The following is a 21,939-nucleotide window of genomic DNA, read 5'->3' as shown; positions in this document are numbered from 1 at the left end:
GTAAATTGTCCGGGTGAGCATCTCCTGGGCCGATTCGTACGTGGGACAGCTACGCGCGCTCGCCGGTGACCGGACGCTGATGTTCGTCGGCGCCCGCGCCGTGGTCCGCGACAGGGCGGGGCGCCTCCTGCTGATCCAGCGCTCCGACAACGGGCAGTGGGCCCTGCCCGCCGGGGCGATGGAGCTGGGCGAGTCGATCGCCGACTGCGCCGTCCGGGAGGTACGCGAGGAGACCGGGCTGCGCGCGCTGCGGGTCAGCGCCTTCGCCCTCTACACGGGCCCGGACCGCACCCACACCAACATGTACGGCCACACGTACCAGATCTTCACGACCGCGTTCCGCGTCGACGAGTGGGACGGCGAGCTGGCCCGGGTCACCGACGAGACGACCGACGCGGGCTTCTTCCACCGGGCGCAACTGCCGGCCCCGCTCTCCACGAGCGTCGCCGAGACCGTCGCCGACCTGGACGTCTTCGAGCAGACCAACCGGCTGATCCTCAAGTAGGCGGGCCGGGCCGGGCCGGGCCGGTCAGAGCATCGTCTGGCTCTTCGCCTCCATCTCGGCGGCGGCCTCCTCCTTCGACTCCCTGTCCAGCGGCTTGCCGCCGGGCGCCGGGCCCTCGCCGCCGAGGCCGTCCGTGCCGCCCGTGGCGCCGCCCGGGCCCGCACCGCGCAGCTTCTCGTTCGGCAGCGCCAGCGTGACCAGCACCGCCACGATCGCGATCAGGCCGGTGGTCAGGAAGACCAGGTGCAGCGACTCGACGAACGCGGCCTGGACGGCCGCGCGCACCGGGGCGGGGAGCGCCAGGATGGTCGCCGGATCGTTGACCGAGACGTCCGCCCCGCCGCTCGCCGCGACGGCGGCCTGCTGCTCCGGCGGCAGTACGGCGATCGCGCCCGGCAGCCGGTCAGCGAGTTCCGAGGTGAGCCGCGACGACAGCACCGCGCCGAGGATGGCGACGCCGAACGAGCCGCCCAGCGACCGGAAGAACGTCGCCGACGAGGTGCCGGCGCCCAGGTCGCGCATCGACACGGAGTTCTGCACGGCCAGGATCAGCGACTGCATGCAGAGCCCCAGCCCGACCCCGATCACGACCATGAAGCCGAAGGCCGCCCAGAGCGAGGTGTCCACCTCCAGCCGGGTGAACAGCAGCATGCCGACCAGCAGCACCGCCGCGCCGGACACCGGGAACCACTTGTACCGGCCGATCCGGCTCATCGCCCGGCCGGTCAGCACCGAGGTGACGATGATGCCGGCCATCATCGGCAGCATCAGCAGGCCGCTGCGGGTGGGCGAGGCGCCCCGGACGATCTGGAGGTAGAGCGGGATGAAGATGATCGAGCCGAACATCACCAGGCCGAGCACGAAGCCGGCCGAGTTGGCCAGCGCGAACGTGGCGCTGCGGAACAGTCGCAGCGGCAGGATCGGCTCGGCCACCCGGGCCTCCTGGAGCACGAAGAGCACGCCGAGCACCGCGCCCGCGACGAAGAGGCCGATGATCACCCCGGAGCCCCAGGCGTACTCGTTGCCGCCCCAGCTCAGCGCGAGCAGCAGGCAGCTCACCCCGGCGACCAGCAGCGCCGCGCCGAGCCAGTCGATCGAGTGGTCGCGCCTGGTGAACGGGATCAGCCGCAGCACCCGGGAGCACACGACGATCGCCAGGATCCCCAGCGGCACGTTGATGTAGAAGATCCACCGCCAGTCGGTCTCGGCGAAGTAGCCGCCGACCAGCGGCCCGGCGACCGAGGAGAGGCCGAAGACCGCCCCGAACAGGCCCTGGTAGCGACCGCGCTCCCGGGGCGACACCACGTCCGAGATGATGGTGAACGCGAGCGTCATCAGGCCGCCGGCGCCGAGGCCCTGGACCCCCCGGGTGACGATGAGCTGGGTCATGTCCTGCGACAGGCCGGCCAGCAGCGAGCCGAGCAGGAACGTGCCGATGGAGAAGAGGAAGACGGGGCGTCGCCCGTACAGGTCGGCCATCTTGCCGTAGAGCGGCGTCGAGGCCGTGGAGGCCAGCAGGTACGCGGTCACCACCCACGAGTAGTGGTTGATCCCGCCCAGCTCGCCGACGATGGTCGGCAGCGCGGTGCCGACGATGGTCTGGTCGAGCGCGGCCAACAACATGCCGGTCATCAGGCCGAACATCAGCAGCCGGATCTGTCGCCCGCCGAGCGCCGGGGCTTCCGTGGTCATCCCGCCTCCTTTCCCCGCTCACCCGAAACATGCGTGCGGAGCGTAGGGCACCTCGTCGATCGTGGGGCCGGTGGCACTGCGGCCACCGACCTCACGACCAACGATCGGTCAGCGGGACGAGTGCGGGCCCTCGGCGAACTCTTCGACGATCTTGGCGCAGAAGGCCGGCAGATCGTCCGGCTTGCGGCTGCTGACCAGGCCGCCGTCCGTGACGACCTGCTCGTCGACCCAGTCCGCGCCGGCGTTGACCAGGTCGGTGCGCAGGCTGGGCCAGGAGGTGAGCCGGCGGCCCCGCACCACGTCCGCCTCGATGAGCGTCCACGGCCCGTGGCAGATCACCCCGACCGGCTTGCCGGCGTCGAAGAACGCCCTGACGAAGCGCACCGCGTCCGCGTCGGCCCGCAGGAAGTCCGGGTTCGCCACCCCGCCGGGCAGCACCAGCGCGTCGTAGCCGGCCGCGTCCGCGTCGGCCGCGGTCACGTCCACGTCGTACGTCTTCGACTGGTCCAGGTGGTTGAAGGACTGGATGGTGCCGGGCTTGAGCGAGACCAGCTCCACCGTGGCGCCGGCCTGCTCCACCGCCTCGCGGGGCTGGACGTACTCGACCTCCTCGACGCCGTCGGCGGCCAGGAACGCGATCCGCTTGCCCTGAAGTGTCGTCGCTGCCATCTCGGTCTCTCTCCTCTCCCGGGGGTACCGTCCGTCCCTTCCCGGGGCCCGGTGCCCGAAACCCCTCCCCGGCGGCGGCAGGTTTGGCCCGGATGCCCCGGGGGACCCGGGACGGCATGGCAGGAGGAGCAGCGGAACAGCGCCGGCTCGCCACCGTGGTGGAGGGCTGGCTGGGTCGTCCCGTCCTGGTCGTCGGGGACGCCATGCTCGACGAGTGGCGCTTCGCCGAGTCCGACCGGCTCTGCCGGGAGGCGCCGGCCCCGGTCCTCACCCTGCGCCGACGGATCTCGGCGGCCGGCGGGGCGGCGAACACCGCCGTCAACGTCGCCGCGCTCGGGGGCCGGGCGGTGCTGGTGGCGCCGGTCGGCGCGGACGTCGCCGGCGACGAACTGCACGACTGTCTGGACCGGGCCGGCGTCTGGGACCGTACGGTCAACCAGCCCGCACGCCCGACGCCGGTGAAGCGGCGGATGCTGGCGGGCAACCAGATCCTGCTCCGGGAGGACTCCGGCGACCCCGACGACGTGCTCGACGCCGACGGGGTGGCCCGGCTGCTCACCGCGCTGGACTGCGCCACCGAGGAGCTGCGCGCCGCCGGTGGCGAGGCGCCCACCCTGGTGGTCTGCGACTACGGGCTGGGGGCGCTGCCCGCGCCCGTGCGCGCCTGGCTGGTGACCCACCGGGAGCGGTACGCGACGGTCGCGCTGGACGCCCACGACCTGGCCGACTGGCGCGGCCTGGCCCCGACGGTGGTGACCCCCAGCTTCGCCGAGGCGACCCGGCTGCTCGCCCGGGCCGCCGGTGCCCGTCCGGCGCCCGGTGCCGGGCTGCACCTGGACCACCCGGACGGCGACCCGGCCGACGGCCCCTCCGAACTCACGGTGGGCGTCTCCCCCGGCGGTCTCGCGCCGCACCACGCCGTCCACCGCCCCGGCCCGACGAACCCGACCGGCGAGCCGACGGCCGGCGAGGGCCGGGTGGCGATGACCGGGAACGGGCTCACCGTGACCGGCACCGGCGTCACCGTCAACGCCACGGCCGGCGAGGGCGTCGACCGGGCCGTCCTGGCCGAGTCCCGCCTCGCCGAGCTGCGCGCGCACACCGGCGCCGACGTGGTGGCGGTGACCCTGGACACCGACGGCGCGGTGGTCGGCGGGGCGGACGGCGAGCCCCGGCGCAGCCACAGCACCCCCGTGCCGGCCAGCCACGCGGTCGGGGCGGGCGACGCGTACCTGGCGGCGATGACGCTGGCGCTGGCGGCCGACGCGCCGCTGCCCACCGCCGCCCAGCTGGCCCAGCTCGCCGCGACCATCACCGTCTCGGACACCGGCACCTGCGTGTGCCGCCGGGAGGACCTGCTCGTCGCGCTGGACGCACCGGTCGACGGAGCGGGCCACCGGGCGCTGGTCGGCACCGACGAGCTGGCCGCGATCGTCGAGGAACACCGCCGGGCGGGCCGCGCGATCGTCTTCACCAACGGCTGCTTCGACGTGCTGCACCGGGGCCACGTGCGCTACCTGGAGCAGGCCCGCGCGCTCGGCGACCTGCTGGTGGTGGCGGTCAACTCCGACGGCAGCGTACGCCGGCTGAAGGGCCCGGACCGGCCGGTGAACCCGGTGGAGGACCGCATCGCCCTGCTCTCCGCGCTCGCCTGCGTCGACCACGTGGTGGTCTTCGAGGAGGACTCCCCGGCGGAGCTGATCGAGGCGGTCCGCCCCGACGTGTACGTCAAGGGCGGCGACTACCCGCCGGAGATGGTGCCCGAGGCGCCGCTGGTGCGCAGCCTCGGCGGGCAGGTCCGCACCCTCGGGTACGTCCCCGACCGGTCCACCTCGGCGATCATCGACCGGATCCGGGCGCACGGCCAGGAGCCGCAGGAGGAGGACACCTCCCTGACGCCCGAGCCGTCGTGAACCGCCCGCTCGACCTCGGCACGGCCGGCGGGTTCCGCGCGGACCGGCTGCTCGACGTGCTGATCCCGACCCGCAACCGCCCCGCCGAACTGGCGGTCACCCTCTCCGGGCTGGCCGCCCAGGAGGGCGTGCCCGGCTTCGGCGTGGTGGTCAGCGACCAGTCCGACGGCGACGCCGCGTACCGGCACCCGGCGGCGGCCACCATGGTCCGGGCGCTGCGCCACCGGGAGCACCCCGTGCTGCTGACCCGCCGGCTGCCCCGGCGCGGGCTGGCCGAGCACCGGGCGTACCTGCTGGCCGCGTCCGCCGCCCGGTACGTGCTCTGCCTCGACGACGACGTCTGGCTGGAGCCGGGCACGCTGCGCCGGCTGGTCACCGCCGTCGAGGAGCTGGGCTGCGGCTTCGTCGGCAACGCGGTGCACGGGCTGTCGTACGCCGACGACGTCCGGCCGGAGACGCACCGGCACTACGAGGAGTGGACGGGGCGGCCCACGCCGGAACGGATCCGCCCCGGCACGCCGCAGTGGGATCGGGCGACGATCCATTCGGCGGCGAACCTGCTGCACGTCACGCGGCAGCTCGACCTGCCGTCGGGTGCCTGGCGGGCGTACAGGGTGTCCTGGATCGGCGGCTGCGTGCTCTACGACCGGGCGAAGCTTGTCGACTCCGGCGGGTTCGACTTCTGGCGGCGGGTGCACGAGAAGCACCAGGGCGAGGACGTGGCCGCCCAGCTCGCCGTGCTGGCGCGCTTCGGCGGCGCCGGCGTCCTGCCCAGCGGCGCGTACCACCTGGAGTCGCCCACCACGGTCACCGACCGGGAGGTGGAGGCGTGGGAGGTCGTGCTCGCCGACGACGACGCGCCTCAGCGGGTGTGAGTGCCAGTCACCGGTTGTCTCACCCCCTTGCCACAATGCGGTCCGTGAATGAACTGGAAGCGTTCCGCGCCGCTGCCCAGAAAAAGGGAATGCCCGACGACGCCATCGACTGGTGGCTGCGCCTCGCGCGCCCCTGCCTCTATCTGGAGAAGGACGGCAGCGGCCCCGTGGTCGGGCACTTCGGCGGCACGCCCTCGCTGCCCGCCTCGGTGGTCTGGCCGGACGACACCGTCCACCTGGCCTCGATCGACCTCGCCGCGCTCCCCGATGGCGCGCTCGACCTCGGTCTGCCCAGCGACGGCACCCTGGTGTTCTTCGTGGAGCCGGACATGCCCACCTACACCGGTCAGGTGATCCACGTGCCGGCCGGCGCGACGGTCGCCGAGGCGGAGCCACCCTCCGGCTGGGACCCGTACGACCGTTTCCCCCTGCACGCCACGCCGAACTGGAGCCTGCCCGAGCGCCCTTCCGTCACTCCCGGCTACACCTGGGGCGACCGCGACGACGAGCCCGACTACAGGAGCATCGTGTGGAGCCTCGGCGACGAGCACGACGCCGACGAAGTAATCGTCCTCGGTGGTCACGGGCTGTCGAACACCGGTGGCCTTGGCGTTCCCGTCAACGAGGAGAGGGGAGAGGTGCTGCTGGCCGAGTTCTTCCTGAACGAGGAGAAGGTCGGCGACGACTTCGGGACCGACTACGCCACCGTCTACTACACGATCACCCGCGAGAGTCTGGCTGCCGGCCGTTTCGCGGAGGTCTCCTTGAACGCCGACTTCCACGGCTGACCTGCGGCACGGCCGGTCACCGGTCGTACCAGCCGGGCGGCCCGTCTCCGACGGGCCGCTCAGGGCGCTCCGGGCTGCGGGCGGAGCAGCTCGCGGGCCGCCTCCAGGACCTCGACCACCGGCACGTCGGTGACGAAGGAGTCCCGGTGCGGGCACTCGCCGTCGCCGGGGCGGTGCGGGTAGATGCCCGGGGTGCAGTCCACGCCGCAGACCGGGCAGAGCACCGTCCACGAGCTGATCGGCCGGTGCCGGCCGCGCAGCAGGTTCGCGACCGTGATCAGGTTGCCGACCCAGTAGATGCCGACGGTTGCGGTGCCCACGGCGGCGGCCAGGTGCAGTGGCCCGGTGTCGTTGGAGACCACCAGCTCGCAGCCGGCGTAGCAGCCGGCCAGGCCGCCGAGGCTGAGCGTGCCCACCTGCGGCCGGACCGGCACCCCGGCCGCCGCAACCACCCGGTCCACCACGTCCTGCTCGGCGGGCGTGCCCGTGACCAGCACCTCGTACCCGTCGCCGACCAGCTCGCGGGCCACCTCGGCGAAGCGTTCGGCGGGCCACCGGCGGCGGGTGTCGGTGGCGCCGGGGTGCAGCGCCACTCTCGGCCGCTCCGCCGGGCCGAGCACCTCGGCCGCCTCGGCCCGGTCGGCGTCGGTCACGGCCAACGCCGGGACGATCGTGGTGGCGCCCGCGCCGACCAGGCCGGCCGCCTCCAGGTAGCGGATCACCTCCTGCTGGTAGTAGACGTACCGGATCCAGCGGTCCAGCGGCGGCGCGTCCTCGGCGCGCAGCCCGGCGGTGACCCGCGCCCCGAGGGCACCGACGAACGGGTTGGAGTTGGCCCCGCCGCCGTGCAGCTGCAACGCCAGGTCGAAGCGTTCCCTGCGGGCCGCGGCCAGGAAGTCGTCAAGCGTCGACTCCGCCTCGCCCGGATCGGGACCCCGGATCCCCGGCGCGGGCGGCACCACCAGCACGCGGTCCACCGGCCCGGGCCGGTCGCGCCAGAACTTCGCGTGCCACGGCGCGCCGAGCAGCACGATCTCCGCTTCCGGGTACGCGGCCCGCAGCGCGTCCAGCGCCGGCAGGACGAAGATGAAGTCCCCGAGCGCGTTGGCACGCAGCACGGCGATCCGCTCGACGTCGGGCACGCGGCCGGTGGCCGGGCCGAGCAGGTTCGGGGTGCCCACGCGGCTCGTTACGGCCGGTCGGTCTCGCCGACGGCGATGTCCGGGTGGTGCATCTCCCGGTCCGCAGCCGGGTCGAGGACGTTCGGCGTACCCCCGTCGGGGCCGGCGGGTCGGGGGCCGGTGCGGCCGACGGTGATGGTGCGCGGCGCGGGCCGGGCGGCCCGGGGCAGCCGCACCCGGAGCAGACCGTGGTCCATGACCGCGTCGATGCTGTCGGGGTCCACCCGGGACGGCAGGTCGACCCGGTACTCGAAGCCCCGGGTCTCGAAGCCGCCGGGGATGCCGTGGTCGGCGTTGACCTCGGCCTCGGAGCGGGCCCGGACGCAGAGCTCGCGGTCGTCCAGTTCGACGGCCACCTCCTCCGGCGCCACCCCGGGCAGCCGCACCACGACCTCCCAGCCGTCGGCGGTCTCGGCCATCTCGACGTCCGGCGGCCCGGCCCGGCCCCCGACCAGCCGACGCAGCTCCGAACGCAGGGACTGGAGTTCGCCCATCGGATCCCAGCCCTGCTGCCGGCCGCGCCAACCCCGACCGGTCCCGCCGCTCTGCTCGCTCATGCCGGCCCTCCGCTGACGACCCGCTCGCTGCGCTCGCTCACTGCACCTCTCCGATCCGGTGGGTGGCCGCCGGAGATCGCAGTGAGCTGGGCGCGTCCAGCCCGGCCTCCCGGTCCACGCCGACGCCGAGCCGGTCGACCAGTTCCCCGCCCAGCCAGGCGCTCACACCGAGGATGGCCAGCGCGACCACCTCGATGGCGATCAGCGCGCCCCCGGCGGCCCGGGATTCGGCGTTGAGCCGGACCACCCAGATCGCGGCGAAGAGCAGGATCACCGCCACGTTGGCGGCGGCGTGCGTCAGCGCCACCCGCTTCGCGCGGGTGGCCGACGGGATGGCCAGCAGGTCGAACGTCCCGGCCGCCGCGGCCAGCAGGCCGCCGATCAGGCCGACGGTGATGTTCCAGTACGCGACCTCGCCGAGGAAGTCCGGCCCGCCGACGGTGTCCACCAGGTCGAACAGGACCGCGGTGACCAGCAGGCCGACCGGGAACATGACCAGCATCGGATGGACGGGATGACCCAGCACCTTGAGCCGGCTCTCCATCGGGCCTCCACTGCTCGGTCTCTCCGGGCGGGTCGAGTCGGTCTTTCCGGCCGGGTCGGGCCGGGCTCTCCCGGGCGGGTCGGGTGAGGCGGTACCCCCGCCCTGGAGGGACAAACCTCGCGCTGGTCGCGCTCTAGGCTGACTCGTGGCGGACACCCCGCCACCGGAGTCAACGCACGGGGGAGGATCACGTGACGGTGGACATCACCTCGCACGAGGAACTGCGCGAGCTGCTGGGGGCGCCGATGCCGCGCGCGGTGACCAAGGAGCGTCCCGTCCTGCACGCCCGGGACCGGGACTGGCTGGCCGCGTCGCCGTTCTGCCTGGTGGCAACGGCCGGCGCGGACGGCAGCTGCGACGTCTCGCCGAAGGGCGACCCGCCCGGCTTCGCACTGGTGCTGGACGAACGGACCATCGCCATCCCGGAGCGGCCGGGCAACCGGCGCGCCGACGGCTACCGCAACATCCTGGACAACCCGCACGTCGGATTGATCTTCCTGATCCCCGGGCGTACGGACACGCTGCGGATCAACGGCCGGGCCCGACTGGTCCGCGACGCGCCGTGGTTCGACGACATGGTGGTCAAGGGGCACCGCCCGATCCTCGCCGTGGTGGTGGAGATCGAGCAGATCTTCTACCACTGCGCCAAGGCGTTCCTGCGCTCCGAGCTGTGGCAGCCGGAGAGCTGGCAGCCGGACGCGCTGCCGTCCCGGGCCCGGCTGATCAAGGAGGTCGAGAACCCGGCCGAGAGCCTGGCCGACCTGGAACGCCACTACGGCCCGAACTACGCCACCACCATCTACACCTGACACCTCGCCGCCGGCCCCTGATCTCTCCCCCGCCCACACTTGCCGCCTCGCCGGCAGCTCCTGAGCCTCCTCCGCCCACGCCTGCCGCCTCGCCGCCAGCTCCTGAGCCCTCCCCCTGTCCGCACCTGCCGCCTCGCCGGCAGCTCCTGAGCCCTGGCTCGTGCACACCTGACGCTTAGCCGGCAGCTCCTGAGCCCTCCCGGCGCTGGACCATGTCTCCCGGGCCGCGTCCCCTGGCCGCCCGCGCGGGTGACACACCGCGCGCCACCCGCCGCAGATGTGACACGCCGGGAGCCCACGGCGCCCCCATCCTCCGTGTAGATGTCCCGCCTGCCGTCCGAGCGGCGGTGGAGCCGACATCGGCACCTGGATCAGCGGCCGACAGTGCGCCCTCTCCCAGTTGAGCCCTCTGGTGATCGGGACTCCTCGAGCTGTGGCATGCCGTCGGCCCCACCGCGCCACCCGCCAGGGCGCCCTCCCCAGTAAGCCCTTGGTGATCAGGACGCCATGGACGTCAAGGGGCGCTTTTGACGTCCATGGCGTCCTGATCACCTCCGACTGATGTGGTGCTGGGGCTGCCATCGGCGGGTGGGTGTTGATCATGCGTGGTGACGGCTGGGTGTTGCTAAAGGGTTCTTTATAAAGATAGCTTTAGGGTATGTCGTTGCCCGAGGTGAAACTCTCCGACCCCAAGGCCCTGCGCGGGTACGCGCATCCGCTGCGGATGGCGCTGATCGGGCTGCTGCGCCAGCAGGGCCCGATGACCGCGACCCAGGCCGCCGAGCGGCTCGGCGAGAGTGTCCCGAACTGCTCGTTCCACCTCCGGCAGCTCGCCAAGTACGGGCTCGCCGAGCGGGCACCCGGCGCCGACGCCCGCGAGCGGCCCTGGCGGGCCACGGCCCTCAACACCTCCTGGGACGACGTCTCGGACGACCCGCAGACCCGCGCGGCCGTCGACGAACTGAGCGCCGTCCAGCTCGCCCTCTACGTCCGCAAGGCCGAGGCGTTCCTGGCCCGACGCGCCGAGGAGTCGACAGCCTGGCGGGCGGTCACCGGGTTCAGCGACCGGCCGGTGCACGTCACCGCCGACGAGATGGCCGAGCTGGCCACCCGGATCGACGCCCTGCTCGCCGAGTACGACGACCGGATCACCGACCCGACGCGGCGGCCGGCCGGCAGCCGGAAGGTCAGCATCATGCACCTGGCCGTCCTCGCCGACCCGCCGCCGGCCGGAAACTCCGCCAGCACAGCCCCCCGTTCCGCCGGAGATCCCCCGGTCAGCGGACCGGTTGCCCGCGACATCGGTGAGCAGCGGGGCGACCGGTGAGTGGTCAGGCGACCGGCGTCCCGGTTGCCGCCCCGCCCGGCGGTCCCACCCGGCGCGGCCCGCTGCCCCGGTTGCTGCGCGAACGCGTGTTCCGTCGATACTGGTCGGCGCAGACCGTCTCGTACTTCGGCGACGAGATCTCCACCCTGGCCCTGCCGCTGCTGGCCGTGCTGGTCTTCGAGGCGACCCCCGCCGAGATGGGCTACCTGACCGCCGCCGCGCTCGCCCCGAACCTGCTCTTCTCGCTGCTCGCCGGCGCCTGGGTCGACCGGTACCCGCACAAGCGCCGACTCATGATCCTGACGGACCTCGGGCGGGCGCTGCTGCTCACCGCCGTGCCGGCGGCGTACGTGCTGGACCTGCTGACGATGCCGCAGCTCTACCTGGCGGCCTTCGCGGTCGGCACGCTCGCCGTGATCTTCGAGGTCGCCCGGGGGCCGCTCTTCGTCTCCGTCGTCGGGCGCGCCGACTACGTCGAGGCGAACACCCTCATCAACGGCAGCCGGGCGATGTCCCTGGTGGCCGGGCCGAGCATCGGCGGCGTCCTGGTGCAGGTGCTCACCGCGCCGATCGCCCTGGTCGCCGACGCGCTGTCGTACGTCGTGTCCGCGTACTTCCTGGTGCGCATCCGGCCGACGGAGCCGGCGCCCGCGCGCGGCGGCGGACTGGCCCTCGGCGCCGGGCTGCGGTTCATCGCGCGGACGCCGATGATGCGCGCTACCGTGCTCGGCACCACCACGATCAACCTGTTCAACTTCATGTTCATCGCGCTCTTCGTGCTCTACGCGACGCAGGAGCTGGGCCTCGCGCCCGGCCTGCTGGGCGCCGTGCTGGGCGCGGGCGCGGTCGGCGGCCTGATCGGGGCGGCGCTCACCGGCCGACTGGTCCGCCGCTTCGGCGTCGGCCCGACGCTGCTGGCCGGGTTCGTCCTCTTCCCCGCCCCCCTGGTGCTCATCCCCCTCGCCGGCGGGCCGACACCGCTGGTGGTCGGGATGCTCTTCGCCGCCGAGTTCCTCTCCGCCGTCGGGGTGATGCTGCTCGACATCACGGTCGGCTCGGTGCAGACCGCGCTGACCCCGGAGGCGCTGCTGGCGCGGATCGCCGGGGCCCGGCGCACCATCAACTACGGCATCCGGCCGATCGGCGCGCTGCTCGGCGGCGCGCTCGGCACCGCCCTCGGCGTACGGCCGGCGTTGTGGATCGCGACGGCGGGCGCGCTCGCCGGGGTGCTGTGGGTCGCCTTCTCCCCGGTACGCCGCCTGCGCGGGCTCCCCGACCAGGCCGGCTGACCGGTCCCGACGGGCGATCGGCGGCCCTCCGATGTGGTGTGTCGGCAGGTCCGGCGGTTGAGTGCCCTCGGTCGGGGTAGGAGTTTCGTCGACGACGAAGACGGCTCAACCTGCCGAACGAGAAGGTTCGACCTGACGAGGAGGATTGCCCATGACCACGAAGGTCGAGAAGTCCATCGAAGTACAGGTTCCGGTCAGCACCGCGTACAACCAGTGGACGCAGTTCGAGGAGTTCCCCCGCTTCATGGGGGGCGTCCGTGAGGTGCGCCAGCTCGACGACAGGCGGATGCACTGGGTCGCCGAGATCGGTGGCGTCCAGCGTGAGTGGGACGCCCGGGTGCTGGAGCAGGTGCCCGACCGGAAGGTGGCCTGGGCGGCCACCGAGGGTGTGACCAACGCCGGCGCGGTCTACTTCCAGCCCGTCGACGCCGACCGCACCATGGTCAGCCTGCACCTCGAGTACGAGCCCGAGGGCCTGCTCGAGAAGGCCGGCGACAAGCTCAACATCATCGAGCGGCAGGCCGAATCCGACCTGCGGAAGTTCAAGACGTACATCGAGGAGCGCGGCGTCGAGACCGGCGCCTGGCGCGGCACCGTCGACAGCGGCCTCGGTGTCGGCACCCCGGGCGTCGAGCACGCCGCCGCCACCCGCGGCGACAGCGGCAACGCCGGCGTGTCCGGCAAGGCCGTGGCGGCGGGCGCCGCCGTGGCCGGGGCCGCCGCTGCCGCCGGAGCCGCCGCGGCCGCGAAGCGCCGCTCCGACGCCGACGACCGGCCGGCCACCACGACGACCGACACGGAGTACGTGGTGACCGAGGTCGAGGTCGTTCCGGAGCCCGGCACCGCCGGCTACCCGCACCGCACCCTCTGATCTCCCCGCACGCCTGCCCCTGTCGGCGGACGGCCCGGTTCCCCGCGAACCGGGCCGTCCGCTCGTCCCGGTCCGGTCGGTGGCGTCAGCGCCCGTCGGCCTGCACCGTCCAGAGGTGACCGTCCGGGTCGGCGAAGGTGCCCGTGTAGCCCCGCGGCTGTGCAGCCGGCTCGACGACGACCTGCGCGCCGGCGGCCCGGGCCCGCCCGACGAGTTCGTCGACCTCGGCCGGCGTCGCGGCCGGGAGGCTGACGAGGCACTCGCTCTGCCCGCGCGGGGCCACCTCGTGGTCGCCGATGACCCAGCCGAAGCCGCCGGTGGGCACCAGCATGACGCGGAGGCCGTCGTTGACGGCGTACTGCAGGGGCTCGGGGATGCCGTCCTCGGCCAACTCGCCGACGGCCTCCAGGCCGAGCCCCTCCGAGTAGAAGCGGTACGAGGTGGGGCGGTCGGCGATCGGCAGGGCGACGACGACGGGTGCGTACTGCATGAGGCTGCCTCCGGAGGGTTGACGACTGCGTACGGTCAGTGTGCGGGCCGTCGTGCGGAACTCCTGGTTGCCCCCGCCGTGACGGGCACGGATGTCAGGCGCTCCAGCCGGCCGGGTTGGTGCAGGACTCGCGGAAGATGCCCGAGCCGGTCTCCGGCCAGGCACCGAAGCGCTCCCTGTGCAGCCTGGCGAAGAAGTAGCACATGGCCTCGCACGCGGTGTCGGGCAGAGCGACGGTCGGATCGGCGTGCACCGCCTCGTAGAAATCCCGCCCGAGCGCGACGATGTGGCCCCGGGAGTAGAGGAAACCGTCGTCGGAGCCGTCGGTCACCTCGTGCACGTCGGCCCGGTCGATGTCGTGCAGTTTGCGCTCGAGCACCCGGTCCAGGTCGGTCAGCTCCCGGCTGGACAGTCCCTCGGCGAGCTGCCGCAGGTTGTCGAGGAACCGGTCGAGCCACGCGTCGATGGCGTAGAGGCCCTCGTCGCCGGCTGCCGGGTCCCGCGTCGGCAGCGCCCGCCGGAGCGCGGCGGGCTCGTCGCCGAGCCGTTCCCAGGCCGCCTCGACGAGGGCCCAGAACCGGGCCTCCTCCTCGACGCTCGGCACCCGCACGCCATCCACCAGATCAGTCACGCCGGGAGGGTAGCGACGAGGACCGACAAAAGTCGTGGGTCGCCGGCGTACGCCGTGCCTCCCGGCCGTGGTCGGGGCACCGCGCGGTCGGGTCGGGCCCGCCGGGGTCAGCGACCGTCGGCGCGGGCGTGCCGGCCGCCCGCGGCGGGCGCCGCCGGAACCGCGCCCTGCTCCGTGTGCCGGGCGGCCCGCTCGGAGACCAACTGGCCGAACAGCCCGCTGGGTCGGCCGCAGTCTCCGCACAGGAAGTTGTCGTCGAGTCGCCCGCCGCCGCAGTGGTCGCAGCGACCCCGGTCGCGCGGGTCGTGGTACGCCCGCAACGCCTCCACCAGGGCGCGGGCGACCGGGGCGCTCAGCGCCAGCCGCGACTCCACGCCCCGCAGGCCGACGACCAGCTCGCCCTGCGGCGCGGCGGCCGGATCGAGCGCGCCGACGCGGGCCACGAAGTCGCGGAGAGCGGCCAGGACGTCATCGGGTGCGGGCATGCGTCGACCGTACGACACCCGGCCGCCGACGTTCCGGACGACCGACCGGCCACCCGTGCCCGAGGCGGGACAGCGGGTCGGGAGTTCATCTGCCACGATCCTGGCCGTGCGTGCTTCGTTCGGCCTGCTCGTGGCGTCCCTCGCGGCCGGCCTGCTCTCGGTTGCGGCGGCGCTGCTGGCCGTGCCGGCCGCAGCGCTGCTGTTCGGCCTGGTGACGCTGCTCGCGCTGCTCGGCTACGTGCTGGTGAGCCGTGGCGCGCGCCGGGTGAGGTGGACCGTCGCCGCCGGAATCGGGCTGCTTGCCGTGGTGGCGGTGATGCGACTGCGCTGGCACCAGGAGCAGGTCGATGGACCAGGCTGGCTGTCGCCCGGCCAGGGACTGACGAGGACGGCCCTGCTCGCGCACGGCCAGCAGACGATCGACCGGGGAAGGCTCGCCGCACTGGGTCTGACGCTCGGCGTGCTCTGTCTCGCGGCCGGCGCGTCGGCGCTACCAACACGCGACAGGCGACGGGGAGCGGCGACGGCAGTCCTCGCGCTGTTGCCCCTGGCCTGGTTCGGGCTGTGCTCCGCGCGGGAGTTCAGCCGTCACCTGCTCCCGACGGTGTGGCCGGCGCTACTCGCCGTCCTCGTGGCCGTGGGGGCACTCGCGCTGTCGGGACGGCGGGCCGATCGGCATTGGCTGCTCCCGGCGGGGTTCCTCCTGCTGTCACTCGCAGCGGCGCGCGCCTCCTCGGATCTCGTTGCGGTGTCGTCAGGATGGTGGGAGCTGGCCAACCCTCCCGGCGGCGCCTTCCTGACCATGGGGGTGGCGGTGAGCATGCCGCCGGAAGGCTTCCCTCAGGTGTCGCAGGCCGTGGAGACCGCAGTCGCGTTCGCCGGCGCGGGGCTGGTGGCCGTCGGCGCGCTGCGCGGCTCCCGCGAGGCGGACGCGTCGTAGGTCGAGCCCGGACAAGGCGGTCCTGCCGACGAGCGGCGGCCGCACGACCGACCGGCTCCTGCCCATCTGATCCGTAGGAGCGTCCGAGGCCGGCTCCTTCCCCGCTCGCCTCGTCGGCAGATGCGGGCCGATGTTCTCGTGATGGCGCTCGGTGGCGTCGCACTGGGGTCAAGCGGGAGTCACCTGCTGGCGCGTCACGGCAAGTGCGGCAGTACCAACAACCATGTGCGGACATGCTCAGCATCCGGCCCGGCGGGCAACTGATCAACAAGCGGCGCGAGCGGGGCAAGGAAGTTCTTGTGGCGACGAAGAAGCAGAATCTGCTCGACCGGCAGCGTCTGCCAGCGGTCAGCCAACTCGCCCCCCTCGGCGGGCTTCAGCGTCACGGCCGCCAGGACGCTTCGGACCAGCGGGCCAGCTCCCACTTCTCGTCACCCGGGACCGACCCGAGTTCCTGGATCAGGAGGCTACGCAGATTGAATCCGTCGGCAGCTGCGCTCCAGCGGTCGTAACCGGCGAACTGCTCGGCGCGGTCGGTCAACGACAACGCCACCTCGGCCCATTCCCGGCGCGTGTCTCCGGTCAAGGTCCGGTCGTAGACGTGGTGCTGCGCAATCGATCGCCTCCTGAGCCACCAATTGACCGATCGGGGTGCGTTGTCCTCGGTCAAGGTGCTCATCCACCGGCGGACACGGGCACTCGACCAAGCATCCATGTCACCAGCGAGATCCCGGTGCGACATCCGCCCAGTGTGCCCCGGCCTCGCTACGATCAGGACTGGCGTCAGGAACTCGCAGCTTGGGAATCGCCCAAGATCGGATCGTCCTGCCGGGTAGCCGCTGCTCGATTCGGTCCTGGACGGCCTCGTTGGGCCCTGGTGGCGCCTGTTTACGGCCCCTGAATGGCCCGGCCCGGCCGCACGGAGCGGCTAGGCGGTGTCCCAGTCGGAGGAAGCCGAGACCTCGTAGGGGATCGTCGCTAAAACCTCGGCAGGCCCCTCCAACTTCCACATCCGGACGCAGCAGCCGCAGCCGCCTTCCTCTTCGGCGTAGGGCAGAGCGTCCCGGTTGGCGTTCAGCCAAACCTCAGCCGCCTCGACCTCGCTCGGCTTATCTACAGAGGCCGCCATGGTTTGCCGGATCACAGCGAGCACCGTAGCGCACGAAAGCGGGTGGACCGCTCCTCTGCCTGAAGCCCATCTCTGTCGAAGATCCCCGCCGGAGGAATCGGTTCCGGGAACTGACGCAGTCTGCAATCGGCCGGCGCGCCGGCCGATGCCGGCGCTTGCGCCGCCAGCAGGCCGAGTGCGGCCGGCGCGGCCCTCCTCACGACCCTGCGGCATACAGCGGCGAGCCTGGCCGTGGCGGCGTCTGTACCGAGCCGCCTGACGGAATCGAACCGTCGACCTACGCGTTACGAGTCCGTTGCTGGCTCCTGCTGCTGGGGATGCTCGCCCTTGTCGCTTGTGTGTTCCGATCCGCGCTTGTCCGCCTGTGTCCGCTGGCTTGGCTGCTCGATTGGCTGCTCGTCCACTGACGCGTCCAGGAGCCACCGGTAGTCGTAGCCCGCGCATCCCAGCATCGGCGGATCCAGTCCCGCTTCCCTGGCGACGCCATCTTCCACGTGTAGGCGACACCGTCGTGGACTCGATCCCGCCATGACGGGTCGAGCAACGCCGGGAGATTGTGGCAAAGGTCCGCGAGCGCATGAACCTGCTGCCGCCACCCGGGGAACTCATCACTCGACGTCGGCTGGCCTTGCGCGGCAAGGAAGCGGATCATCAGCAAGGAGTCCGACAGCAACCGTGCGACGGCGGACTCGGTCGCCGCCTGGTCGGGTCGAGCAATCGTCATCGAACCTCCGGGCAAGAGGGAGGCGTAGGCACCTCGCGACAAGCGCAGCTCAGATAGTGGGAGTCGCTCCCAGCGCCTGACCTGGACGTCTCGCTTACAAGTTCTGGGCGCTTCGTCCGGCATGGTCCGTCCGCGTCTGCGACCTCGGGCGGCTGTCTGTGCTTGGCCGTCGCCGGCTGTCCTCATCTTGGCTGGTTACTGTCGACAGCGGTTATGGGAAGGCGCGAGTCGCCCATCGGATCCTAGAGTGGCCTCCATGTCGGGCCGTCGGGAACGCATACGTCGAGAGCTGGGCGGCTTCCTCAAGGAGTATGGCCGCAGCTCTCGATCTCGCAATGGGATGAATCCCAACGATCGCCAGTACAGCCGCAAACTGGAAGTCCAGCTCAAGCGGATGCGTCCTGAGGACCTCGACCGCCTGATGCGGGACGACGAGGACAACGACCAGTAGCCACCGACTGTCAGCTTGGGAAGCGGGTTGATCCACGCGCTGGATACGCGTGCAGGCTGGAAACGAGCGCGGGGCGTACATGCTGGGACTATCGGCATGCCCGACGTTGACCCATGTTGACCATTGCACCGGGCACGACTAGGCGGTGCGGTCCTCCTCGGCATCCTCCTCGATCAGGCTGCACATAACCTCGATGTCGCCAGAACGAATCATCTCGTCGACTGCCGCCACCATGGCATCAACACCGGGCTCGGGAACGATCACCTGATCCGAGCACCAGAAGTAGCGACCACCATCGGTTTCTCCGGTGTTGGCGTGTCTGTTCAGGATCTCCTTCACTGCGTCGAGAGTGAAGAAGGTGGCGTACCGGTGGCTGCCGTCAGCAAGGTGGATGTGCGCGTCGACGTTGTTGACCGTCTCGGGCTCTTCGCCGCCGCCGAGCATGAATCGCACGACAGCGCCGTCAGTCTCGACGACATGTCCGTACATGTCATCCGTCAAGCCGTGCGTCTCGTGCACTCCGTCACGTGCCATGACGCGCACTGTAACTCCCGGTTCGACTCGCATTGGATCATTGGGATCGCGCTTGGGCTTCGGCAAGGTGAGGTTCTCAGCTTGCGGTGGGATGACCCGGCTTGGTGTTCGCAACGAGCGTCGGTACCCCCATCCACCCACGCAACGACTACCGCTCGTTCCGGGAAATCATCCGGCAGGCTGGTCTCCGGCAGGTCCGGCTGCACGACCTACGCCACACGGCTGCCAGCGTTCTCCTCGCTCAGGGCGTGCCTGCTCGCGTAGTCATGGAGGTCCTCGGTCACTCACAGATCAGCGTGACCCTCAACATCTACGCTCACGTAGCTCCGGAGATCGCACGGGAAGCCGCCTCCCGGATGGAGGGGGCGCTGTGGTCGGGTGAATGAGGCTTGGCTGCTCGCTTGGCTGCTCGGCCCAGCGACAGCAAGCGAAAGGCCCAGGTCATGATCGGCGATCAAGCCGTTGACCTGGGCCTTTCCGTGGAGCCGCCTGACGGAATCGAACCGTCGACCTACGCATTACGAGTGCGTCGCTCTAGCCGACTGAGCTAAGGCGGCAACGATCAGCAAGTGTACGGCACGACCCGCCGACGGGCCGAGCGGGTTCCCCATCCGGACATCCGCCCCCCGAACCGTCGTCCGCCGGACAGCGACCGCCGCCGGCCGGGACTACGCTGCGGCGGGTGAACGACGATCGCGCCCCCGACGTGGATCCGCAGGACGGCGCGGTGGAGAGTGCCCACACGAGCGAGTCGGCCGGCGGGCGGGCGGCGCGCCGGCCACGCGGCACCGATCCCCGGGAGCTGGGCTTCACCCCGCGCAAGCCGGTGCCGTGGCTCGCGCCGTTCCTGCTGATCAGCACCGGCATCCGTACGCTGCTGGCGATGCTCTTCGGGGCGTACCTGGACAAGCGCGAGCTGCAGAACTCCCTCGACGCGGGCATCGCGCGGCAGGTCGGGCCGGACGGCGGGCTCTGGCTGGACTACGTGGCCGACCTGGGCGACGGATTCAACGCCACCTACTCGGTGGCGTACCTGATCGCCCAGCCCGAGCTGGAGGTGGACGGGCACCGGCTGCCCCGCGCGCAGACCCTGGTGATGGGCGGCGACCAGGTCTACCCGTCGGCGGCCTTCGAGGCGTACGAGGACCGGTGCAAGGGGCCCTACCAGGCCGCGCTGCCGGTCACCCCGCCCGAGCGGCCCACGCTCTTCGCGGTCCCGGGCAACCACGACTGGTACGACGGCCTGACCGCGTTCCTGCGGCTCTTCGTCCGGTCCCGGGACCGGCACTTCGGCGGCTGGGAGACCGGGCAGTCCCGCTCGTACTTCGCCGTGGAGCTGCCCGCCGACTGGTGGCTGCTCGGCCTCGACGACCAGTCCGGCTCGTACCTGGACGACCCGCAGCTCACCTACTTCGACCGGGTCGCCGAGCGGCTGGGGCCGCAGAGCCGCGTGATCGTGGCCGTGCCGGCGCCGACGTGGGTCAAGGCCGTCGACCATCCCACGGCGTACGACTCGATCGACTACTTCATCCGTACGATCGTCGCGCCCACCGGGGCCCAGGTGCGGCTGCTGATCTCCGGCGACCTGCACCACTACGCCCGCTACGCCGGCCCGGACCGGCAGCTGATCACCTGCGGGGGCGGCGGCGCGTACCTCTACCCGACGCACCAGCTCCCGGAGCGCATCGAGGTGCCGCCGCGCGACACCCTCGCCCGGCGGGCCAGCACCTCCCACCCGTACGAGCTGGCCGGCCGCTACCCGGAGCAGGCCCGCTCCCGGCGGTACGCGTGGGGGATCTTCCCCCGCCTGCCGCTGCGCAACCCGGGCTTCACCACCCTGCTCGGCACCCTGCAGACGCTGCTGATGCTGGCGATGGCCGGCGTCGCGACCAACCCGAGTGGGACGGACCAGCGGCTGTTCAGCGTGCCGCTGATGGCGATGCTGATCGTCACGATGCTCGCGGCGGCGTTCTTCGCGAAGCCACCCAGCTCCGGCGGCAAGCGGCACGCCCGGCACTGGGTCCTCGGCGTGGGCCACGGCCTGGCCCAGATCGGGCTGGCCGCCGCCGGCACCTGGGCCTGGCTGGGCCTGCCCTTCTACGACTGGCCGTGGCCGCTACCGGCCGTCGCCGCGGCGGTGCTCTACGGCCCGGTGGCCGGGCTGGTGGCGAGCCAGTTGGTGGCCGCGTACCTGCTGGTGGCGGGCGCGTTCGGGGTGAACCTCAACGAGCTCTTCGCCGGGCAGGGCATCGAGGACGCCAAGGCGTTCCTGCGGTTGCGCATCGACCCCGACGGGACGCTGACGATCTACCCGATCGCCGTCGACCGGGTGTCCCGCGACTGGCAGGTCAACCCCGACCAGTCCCCCGAGTCCTCCTGGCTGGCTCCGAAGCGGCCGCTGCGCCCCCGCCTGGCCGAACCCCCCACGACCCTCACCTAAACCCCAGCCCAGCCCGGCTCGGCCCAGCCCGGCCCGGCTCGGCCGGCTCGGCCCGTCGATCATGAGGTTGGCGGCACTGATCGCGATCAACTTCGCCGCTAACCTCATGATCAACGCGGAGAGAGGCCGCGCGGAGAGAGGCCGCGCGGAGAGAGGCCGCGCGGAGAGAGGCCGCGCGGAGAGAGGCCGCGCGGAGAGAGGCCGCGCGGAGAGAGGCCGCGCGCAGAGGCGGGTGGGTCAGGAGTTGTAGCGCTGGTCGTGGGCCTGGCGGGAGCCGCAGACGTCGGCGCGCGAGCACATGGACCGCGAGCCGTCGGCGTCCAGGCGGACGGTCACCGCGTCTCTCGGGACGCTGTGGCCGACCACGCGGCCCTCCCCTTCCGGCGTGGTGACGCGAGCGCCGATCGCCGGGGCGGACTCCTGGAACCGCTGGTAGAGCGGGTGCTCGTACTTGAGGCAGCACATCAGCCGGCCGCACGCTCCCGAGATGCGCAGCGGGTTGAGCGGCAGGTCCTGGTCCTTCGCCATCCGGATGGTGACCGGCTCGAAGTCGGTGAGGAAGGTGGCGCAGCAGAGGTCCCGGCCGCAGGAGCCGATGCCGCCCTGCACCCGTGCCGAGTCGCGGGCGGAGAGCTGCCGCAGCTCGACCCGGCAGTGCAGGGTGGCGCCGAGGTCCCGGACGAGCGCGCGGAAGTCCACCCGGTGCGGGGCCGTGAAGTAGATGGTGCTCCGCTCGCCACCGCCCTCGGCGGCGCCCAGCACGTGGTCGATCGCCACCACCTTCATCGGCAGGGCGTGCTCCCGGATCAGCCGCTTCGCCGCGACCTTGGCCTCGGCCTTGCGGCGGCGTACCGTCTCGTCGCGACGCAGGTCCTCCTCGCCGGCCAGGCCGGCCAGCCGGGGGAAGCCCTCGGTCTCCTCAGTGACCCACTGCGCCGCCCAGACGCACTCGGCCACCTCGGGCCCGTCGTCGGTCGGCACCAGCACCTTGTCGCCGACCTGGGGACGCAGCTCGCCCGGGTCCAGGTAGTAGAGGCGCCCGTACCGCTGGAAGCTGACCGCGCAGAGCATGCCCATGCCTCACACCCTACGACG

24 protein-coding genes, 1 tRNA gene and 1 pseudogene are annotated in these 21,939 nt (G+C 72.3%); 12 read left to right on the top strand and 14 right to left on the bottom strand.

What is annotated here, in order from left to right; translation table 11 throughout:
* Positions 1-13: 13 nt before the first annotated feature.
* Positions 14-505, top strand: a complete 492-nt coding sequence (locus AB0B83_RS03395) for an NUDIX domain-containing protein (protein ID WP_357576770.1) — start codon at positions 14-16, stop codon at positions 503-505.
* A 24-nt stretch (positions 506-529) separates the two neighbouring features.
* Here AB0B83_RS03395 and AB0B83_RS03390 read toward each other — a convergent pair whose 3' ends face one another.
* Together AB0B83_RS03390 and AB0B83_RS03385 are read right to left on the bottom strand one after the other, a co-directional pair.
* Positions 530-2,197: an MDR family MFS transporter gene (locus tag AB0B83_RS03390; RefSeq protein WP_357576769.1), complete on the bottom strand. Its 1,668-nt coding sequence runs from the start codon at positions 2,195-2,197 to the stop codon at positions 530-532.
* Between the two features lie 108 nt (positions 2,198-2,305).
* Entirely contained in the window at positions 2,306-2,866 is a 561-nt protein-coding gene (locus AB0B83_RS03385) for a type 1 glutamine amidotransferase domain-containing protein (RefSeq protein ID WP_357576768.1), read from the bottom strand.
* A 116-nt stretch (positions 2,867-2,982) separates the two neighbouring features.
* Between AB0B83_RS03385 and rfaE2 the strand changes: the two genes are divergently transcribed.
* Genes rfaE2 through AB0B83_RS03370 form a run of 3 tightly spaced genes read left to right on the top strand, consistent with a single transcriptional unit; the run spans position 2,983 to position 6,442 of the window.
* On the top strand, positions 2,983-4,779 hold the full coding sequence (gene rfaE2 / locus AB0B83_RS03380) for a D-glycero-beta-D-manno-heptose 1-phosphate adenylyltransferase (protein ID WP_357576767.1): 1,797 nt from the start codon (positions 2,983-2,985) through the stop codon (positions 4,777-4,779).
* Positions 4,776-5,654, top strand: coding sequence for a glycosyltransferase family A protein (locus AB0B83_RS03375; protein WP_357576766.1), 879 nt, complete (start codon positions 4,776-4,778; stop codon positions 5,652-5,654). The genes rfaE2 and AB0B83_RS03375 overlap by 4 nt, the downstream gene beginning before the upstream one ends.
* 44 nt (positions 5,655-5,698) lie before the next feature.
* On the top strand, positions 5,699-6,442 hold the full coding sequence (locus AB0B83_RS03370; RefSeq protein ID WP_357576765.1) for a DUF1963 domain-containing protein: 744 nt from the start codon (positions 5,699-5,701) through the stop codon (positions 6,440-6,442).
* Between the two features lie 59 nt (positions 6,443-6,501).
* On the opposite strand, the gene AB0B83_RS03365 is transcribed toward AB0B83_RS03370, so the two are convergent.
* The 3 genes from AB0B83_RS03365 to AB0B83_RS03355 are packed head-to-tail and all read right to left on the bottom strand — an operon-like array spanning position 6,502 to position 8,724.
* Positions 6,502-7,623 (bottom strand): glycosyltransferase family 9 protein, encoded by a 1,122-nt coding sequence (locus AB0B83_RS03365; RefSeq protein WP_357576764.1) that lies wholly within the window; start codon positions 7,621-7,623, stop codon positions 6,502-6,504.
* Positions 7,624-7,631: 8 nt separating this feature from the next.
* Positions 7,632-8,180: an Hsp20/alpha crystallin family protein gene (locus tag AB0B83_RS03360; RefSeq protein WP_357576763.1), complete on the bottom strand. Its 549-nt coding sequence runs from the start codon at positions 8,178-8,180 to the stop codon at positions 7,632-7,634.
* Positions 8,181-8,217: 37 nt separating this feature from the next.
* Positions 8,218-8,724 (bottom strand): DUF2231 domain-containing protein, encoded by a 507-nt coding sequence (locus AB0B83_RS03355; protein ID WP_151456572.1) that lies wholly within the window; start codon positions 8,722-8,724, stop codon positions 8,218-8,220.
* A 191-nt stretch (positions 8,725-8,915) separates the two neighbouring features.
* Between AB0B83_RS03355 and AB0B83_RS03350 the strand changes: the two genes are divergently transcribed.
* From AB0B83_RS03350 to AB0B83_RS03335, 4 genes and pseudogenes are all read left to right on the top strand, one after another.
* Positions 8,916-9,533: a pyridoxamine 5'-phosphate oxidase family protein gene (locus AB0B83_RS03350; RefSeq protein ID WP_132232018.1), complete on the top strand. Its 618-nt coding sequence runs from the start codon at positions 8,916-8,918 to the stop codon at positions 9,531-9,533.
* Between the two features lie 658 nt (positions 9,534-10,191).
* Entirely contained in the window at positions 10,192-10,860 is a 669-nt protein-coding gene (locus tag AB0B83_RS03345; protein WP_357576762.1) for a helix-turn-helix domain-containing protein, read from the top strand.
* A 62-nt stretch (positions 10,861-10,922) separates the two neighbouring features.
* A complete protein-coding gene (locus AB0B83_RS03340) occupies positions 10,923-12,149 on the top strand; it encodes an MFS transporter (RefSeq protein ID WP_357576826.1) in 1,227 nt (408 codons plus the stop codon).
* Positions 12,150-12,300: 151 nt separating this feature from the next.
* A pseudogene (locus tag AB0B83_RS03335) lies at positions 12,301-12,750 on the top strand (SRPBCC family protein); the annotation flags it as partial.
* Positions 12,751-13,105: 355 nt separating this feature from the next.
* On the opposite strand, the gene AB0B83_RS03330 reads toward AB0B83_RS03335, so the two are convergent.
* From AB0B83_RS03330 to AB0B83_RS03320, 3 genes are all read right to left on the bottom strand, one after another.
* Positions 13,106-13,510, bottom strand: coding sequence for a VOC family protein (locus AB0B83_RS03330; RefSeq protein ID WP_357576761.1), 405 nt, complete (start codon positions 13,508-13,510; stop codon positions 13,106-13,108).
* A 94-nt stretch (positions 13,511-13,604) separates the two neighbouring features.
* A complete protein-coding gene (locus tag AB0B83_RS03325) occupies positions 13,605-14,141 on the bottom strand; it encodes a DUF4240 domain-containing protein (RefSeq protein ID WP_357576760.1) in 537 nt (178 codons plus the stop codon).
* 107 nt (positions 14,142-14,248) lie between these two features.
* On the bottom strand, positions 14,249-14,626 hold the full coding sequence (locus AB0B83_RS03320; protein ID WP_357576759.1) for a hypothetical protein: 378 nt from the start codon (positions 14,624-14,626) through the stop codon (positions 14,249-14,251).
* A 106-nt stretch (positions 14,627-14,732) separates the two neighbouring features.
* Between AB0B83_RS03320 and AB0B83_RS03315 the strand changes: the two genes are divergently transcribed.
* Complete coding sequence (locus tag AB0B83_RS03315) at positions 14,733-15,566, top strand: aminopeptidase (protein ID WP_357576758.1); 834 nt, start codon at positions 14,733-14,735, stop codon at positions 15,564-15,566.
* A 194-nt stretch (positions 15,567-15,760) separates the two neighbouring features.
* On the opposite strand, the gene AB0B83_RS03310 is transcribed toward AB0B83_RS03315, so the two are convergent.
* The 3 genes from AB0B83_RS03310 to AB0B83_RS03300 all read right to left on the bottom strand — a co-directional run bounded on the left by AB0B83_RS03310 (position 15,761) and on the right by AB0B83_RS03300 (position 16,710).
* Positions 15,761-15,952 carry a hypothetical protein gene (locus AB0B83_RS03310; protein ID WP_357576757.1) on the bottom strand — a complete coding sequence of 64 codons (192 nt, stop codon included), beginning with the start codon at positions 15,950-15,952 and terminating at the stop codon, positions 15,761-15,763.
* Complete coding sequence (locus AB0B83_RS03305; RefSeq protein ID WP_357576756.1) at positions 15,949-16,236, bottom strand: hypothetical protein; 288 nt, start codon at positions 16,234-16,236, stop codon at positions 15,949-15,951. Before AB0B83_RS03305 ends, AB0B83_RS03310 begins: the two co-directional genes overlap by 4 nt.
* Before the next feature lie 258 nt (positions 16,237-16,494).
* The gene (locus AB0B83_RS03300; RefSeq protein ID WP_357576755.1) at positions 16,495-16,710 is read right to left on the bottom strand and encodes a hypothetical protein; all 216 of its coding nucleotides are present in this window, start codon (positions 16,708-16,710) and stop codon (positions 16,495-16,497) included.
* A gap of 965 nt (positions 16,711-17,675) precedes the next feature.
* On the opposite strand from AB0B83_RS03300, the gene AB0B83_RS03295 reads away from it, so the two are divergent.
* The gene (locus AB0B83_RS03295; protein ID WP_357576754.1) at positions 17,676-17,870 is read left to right on the top strand and encodes a hypothetical protein; all 195 of its coding nucleotides are present in this window, start codon (positions 17,676-17,678) and stop codon (positions 17,868-17,870) included.
* 138 nt (positions 17,871-18,008) lie between these two features.
* Here AB0B83_RS03295 and AB0B83_RS03290 read toward each other — a convergent pair whose 3' ends face one another.
* Entirely contained in the window at positions 18,009-18,404 is a 396-nt protein-coding gene (locus tag AB0B83_RS03290; RefSeq protein WP_357576753.1) for a hypothetical protein, read from the bottom strand.
* Positions 18,405-18,508: 104 nt separating this feature from the next.
* On the opposite strand from AB0B83_RS03290, the gene AB0B83_RS03285 reads away from it, so the two are divergent.
* The gene (locus AB0B83_RS03285) at positions 18,509-18,790 is read left to right on the top strand and encodes a tyrosine-type recombinase/integrase (protein WP_357576825.1); all 282 of its coding nucleotides are present in this window, start codon (positions 18,509-18,511) and stop codon (positions 18,788-18,790) included.
* 94 nt (positions 18,791-18,884) lie between these two features.
* On the opposite strand, the gene AB0B83_RS03280 is transcribed toward AB0B83_RS03285, so the two are convergent.
* Positions 18,885-18,961, bottom strand: a tRNA-Thr gene (locus AB0B83_RS03280).
* A 170-nt stretch (positions 18,962-19,131) separates the two neighbouring features.
* Between AB0B83_RS03280 and AB0B83_RS03275 the strand changes: the two genes are divergently transcribed.
* Positions 19,132-20,844 carry a metallophosphoesterase gene (locus AB0B83_RS03275; RefSeq protein WP_357576824.1) on the top strand — a complete coding sequence of 571 codons (1,713 nt, stop codon included), beginning with the start codon at positions 19,132-19,134 and terminating at the stop codon, positions 20,842-20,844.
* A 237-nt stretch (positions 20,845-21,081) separates the two neighbouring features.
* Here the strand turns inward: AB0B83_RS03275 and ricT are convergent, their stop codons facing one another.
* On the bottom strand, positions 21,082-21,921 hold the full coding sequence (gene ricT / locus AB0B83_RS03270; RefSeq protein ID WP_357576752.1) for a regulatory iron-sulfur-containing complex subunit RicT: 840 nt from the start codon (positions 21,919-21,921) through the stop codon (positions 21,082-21,084).
* Between the last annotated feature and the right edge of the window lie 18 nt (positions 21,922-21,939).

This window comes from Micromonospora sp. NPDC049060 (genome assembly GCF_040649055.1).
GTDB lineage: Bacteria > Actinomycetota > Actinomycetes > Mycobacteriales > Micromonosporaceae > Micromonospora > Micromonospora reichwaldensis.
Note: the sequence above shows the minus strand (reverse complement) of the source record. Positions and strands in the feature narration are given on the sequence as shown.

Bases quoted from the DNA above. Each gene is read 5' to 3' on its own strand.
- AB0B83_RS03360 (WP_357576763.1), bottom strand. From the start codon at position 8,180: ATGAGCGAGCAGAGCGGCGGGACCGGTCGGGGTTGGCGCGGCCGGCAG.
- AB0B83_RS03290 (WP_357576753.1), bottom strand. From the start codon at position 18,404: ATGGCACGTGACGGAGTGCACGAGACGCACGGCTTGACGGATGACATG.
- AB0B83_RS03320 (WP_357576759.1), bottom strand. From the start codon at position 14,626: ATGCCCGCACCCGATGACGTCCTGGCCGCTCTCCGCGACTTCGTGGCC.
- AB0B83_RS03295 (WP_357576754.1), top strand. From the start codon at position 17,676: ATGTCGGGCCGTCGGGAACGCATACGTCGAGAGCTGGGCGGCTTCCTC.
- rfaE2 (WP_357576767.1), top strand. From the start codon at position 2,983: ATGGCAGGAGGAGCAGCGGAACAGCGCCGGCTCGCCACCGTGGTGGAG.
- ricT (WP_357576752.1), bottom strand. From the start codon at position 21,921: ATGGGCATGCTCTGCGCGGTCAGCTTCCAGCGGTACGGGCGCCTCTAC.
- AB0B83_RS03390 (WP_357576769.1), bottom strand. From the start codon at position 2,197: ATGACCACGGAAGCCCCGGCGCTCGGCGGGCGACAGATCCGGCTGCTG.
- AB0B83_RS03345 (WP_357576762.1), top strand. From the start codon at position 10,192: ATGTCGTTGCCCGAGGTGAAACTCTCCGACCCCAAGGCCCTGCGCGGG.
- AB0B83_RS03330 (WP_357576761.1), bottom strand. From the start codon at position 13,510: ATGCAGTACGCACCCGTCGTCGTCGCCCTGCCGATCGCCGACCGCCCC.
- AB0B83_RS03385 (WP_357576768.1), bottom strand. From the start codon at position 2,866: ATGGCAGCGACGACACTTCAGGGCAAGCGGATCGCGTTCCTGGCCGCC.
- AB0B83_RS03355 (WP_151456572.1), bottom strand. From the start codon at position 8,724: ATGGAGAGCCGGCTCAAGGTGCTGGGTCATCCCGTCCATCCGATGCTG.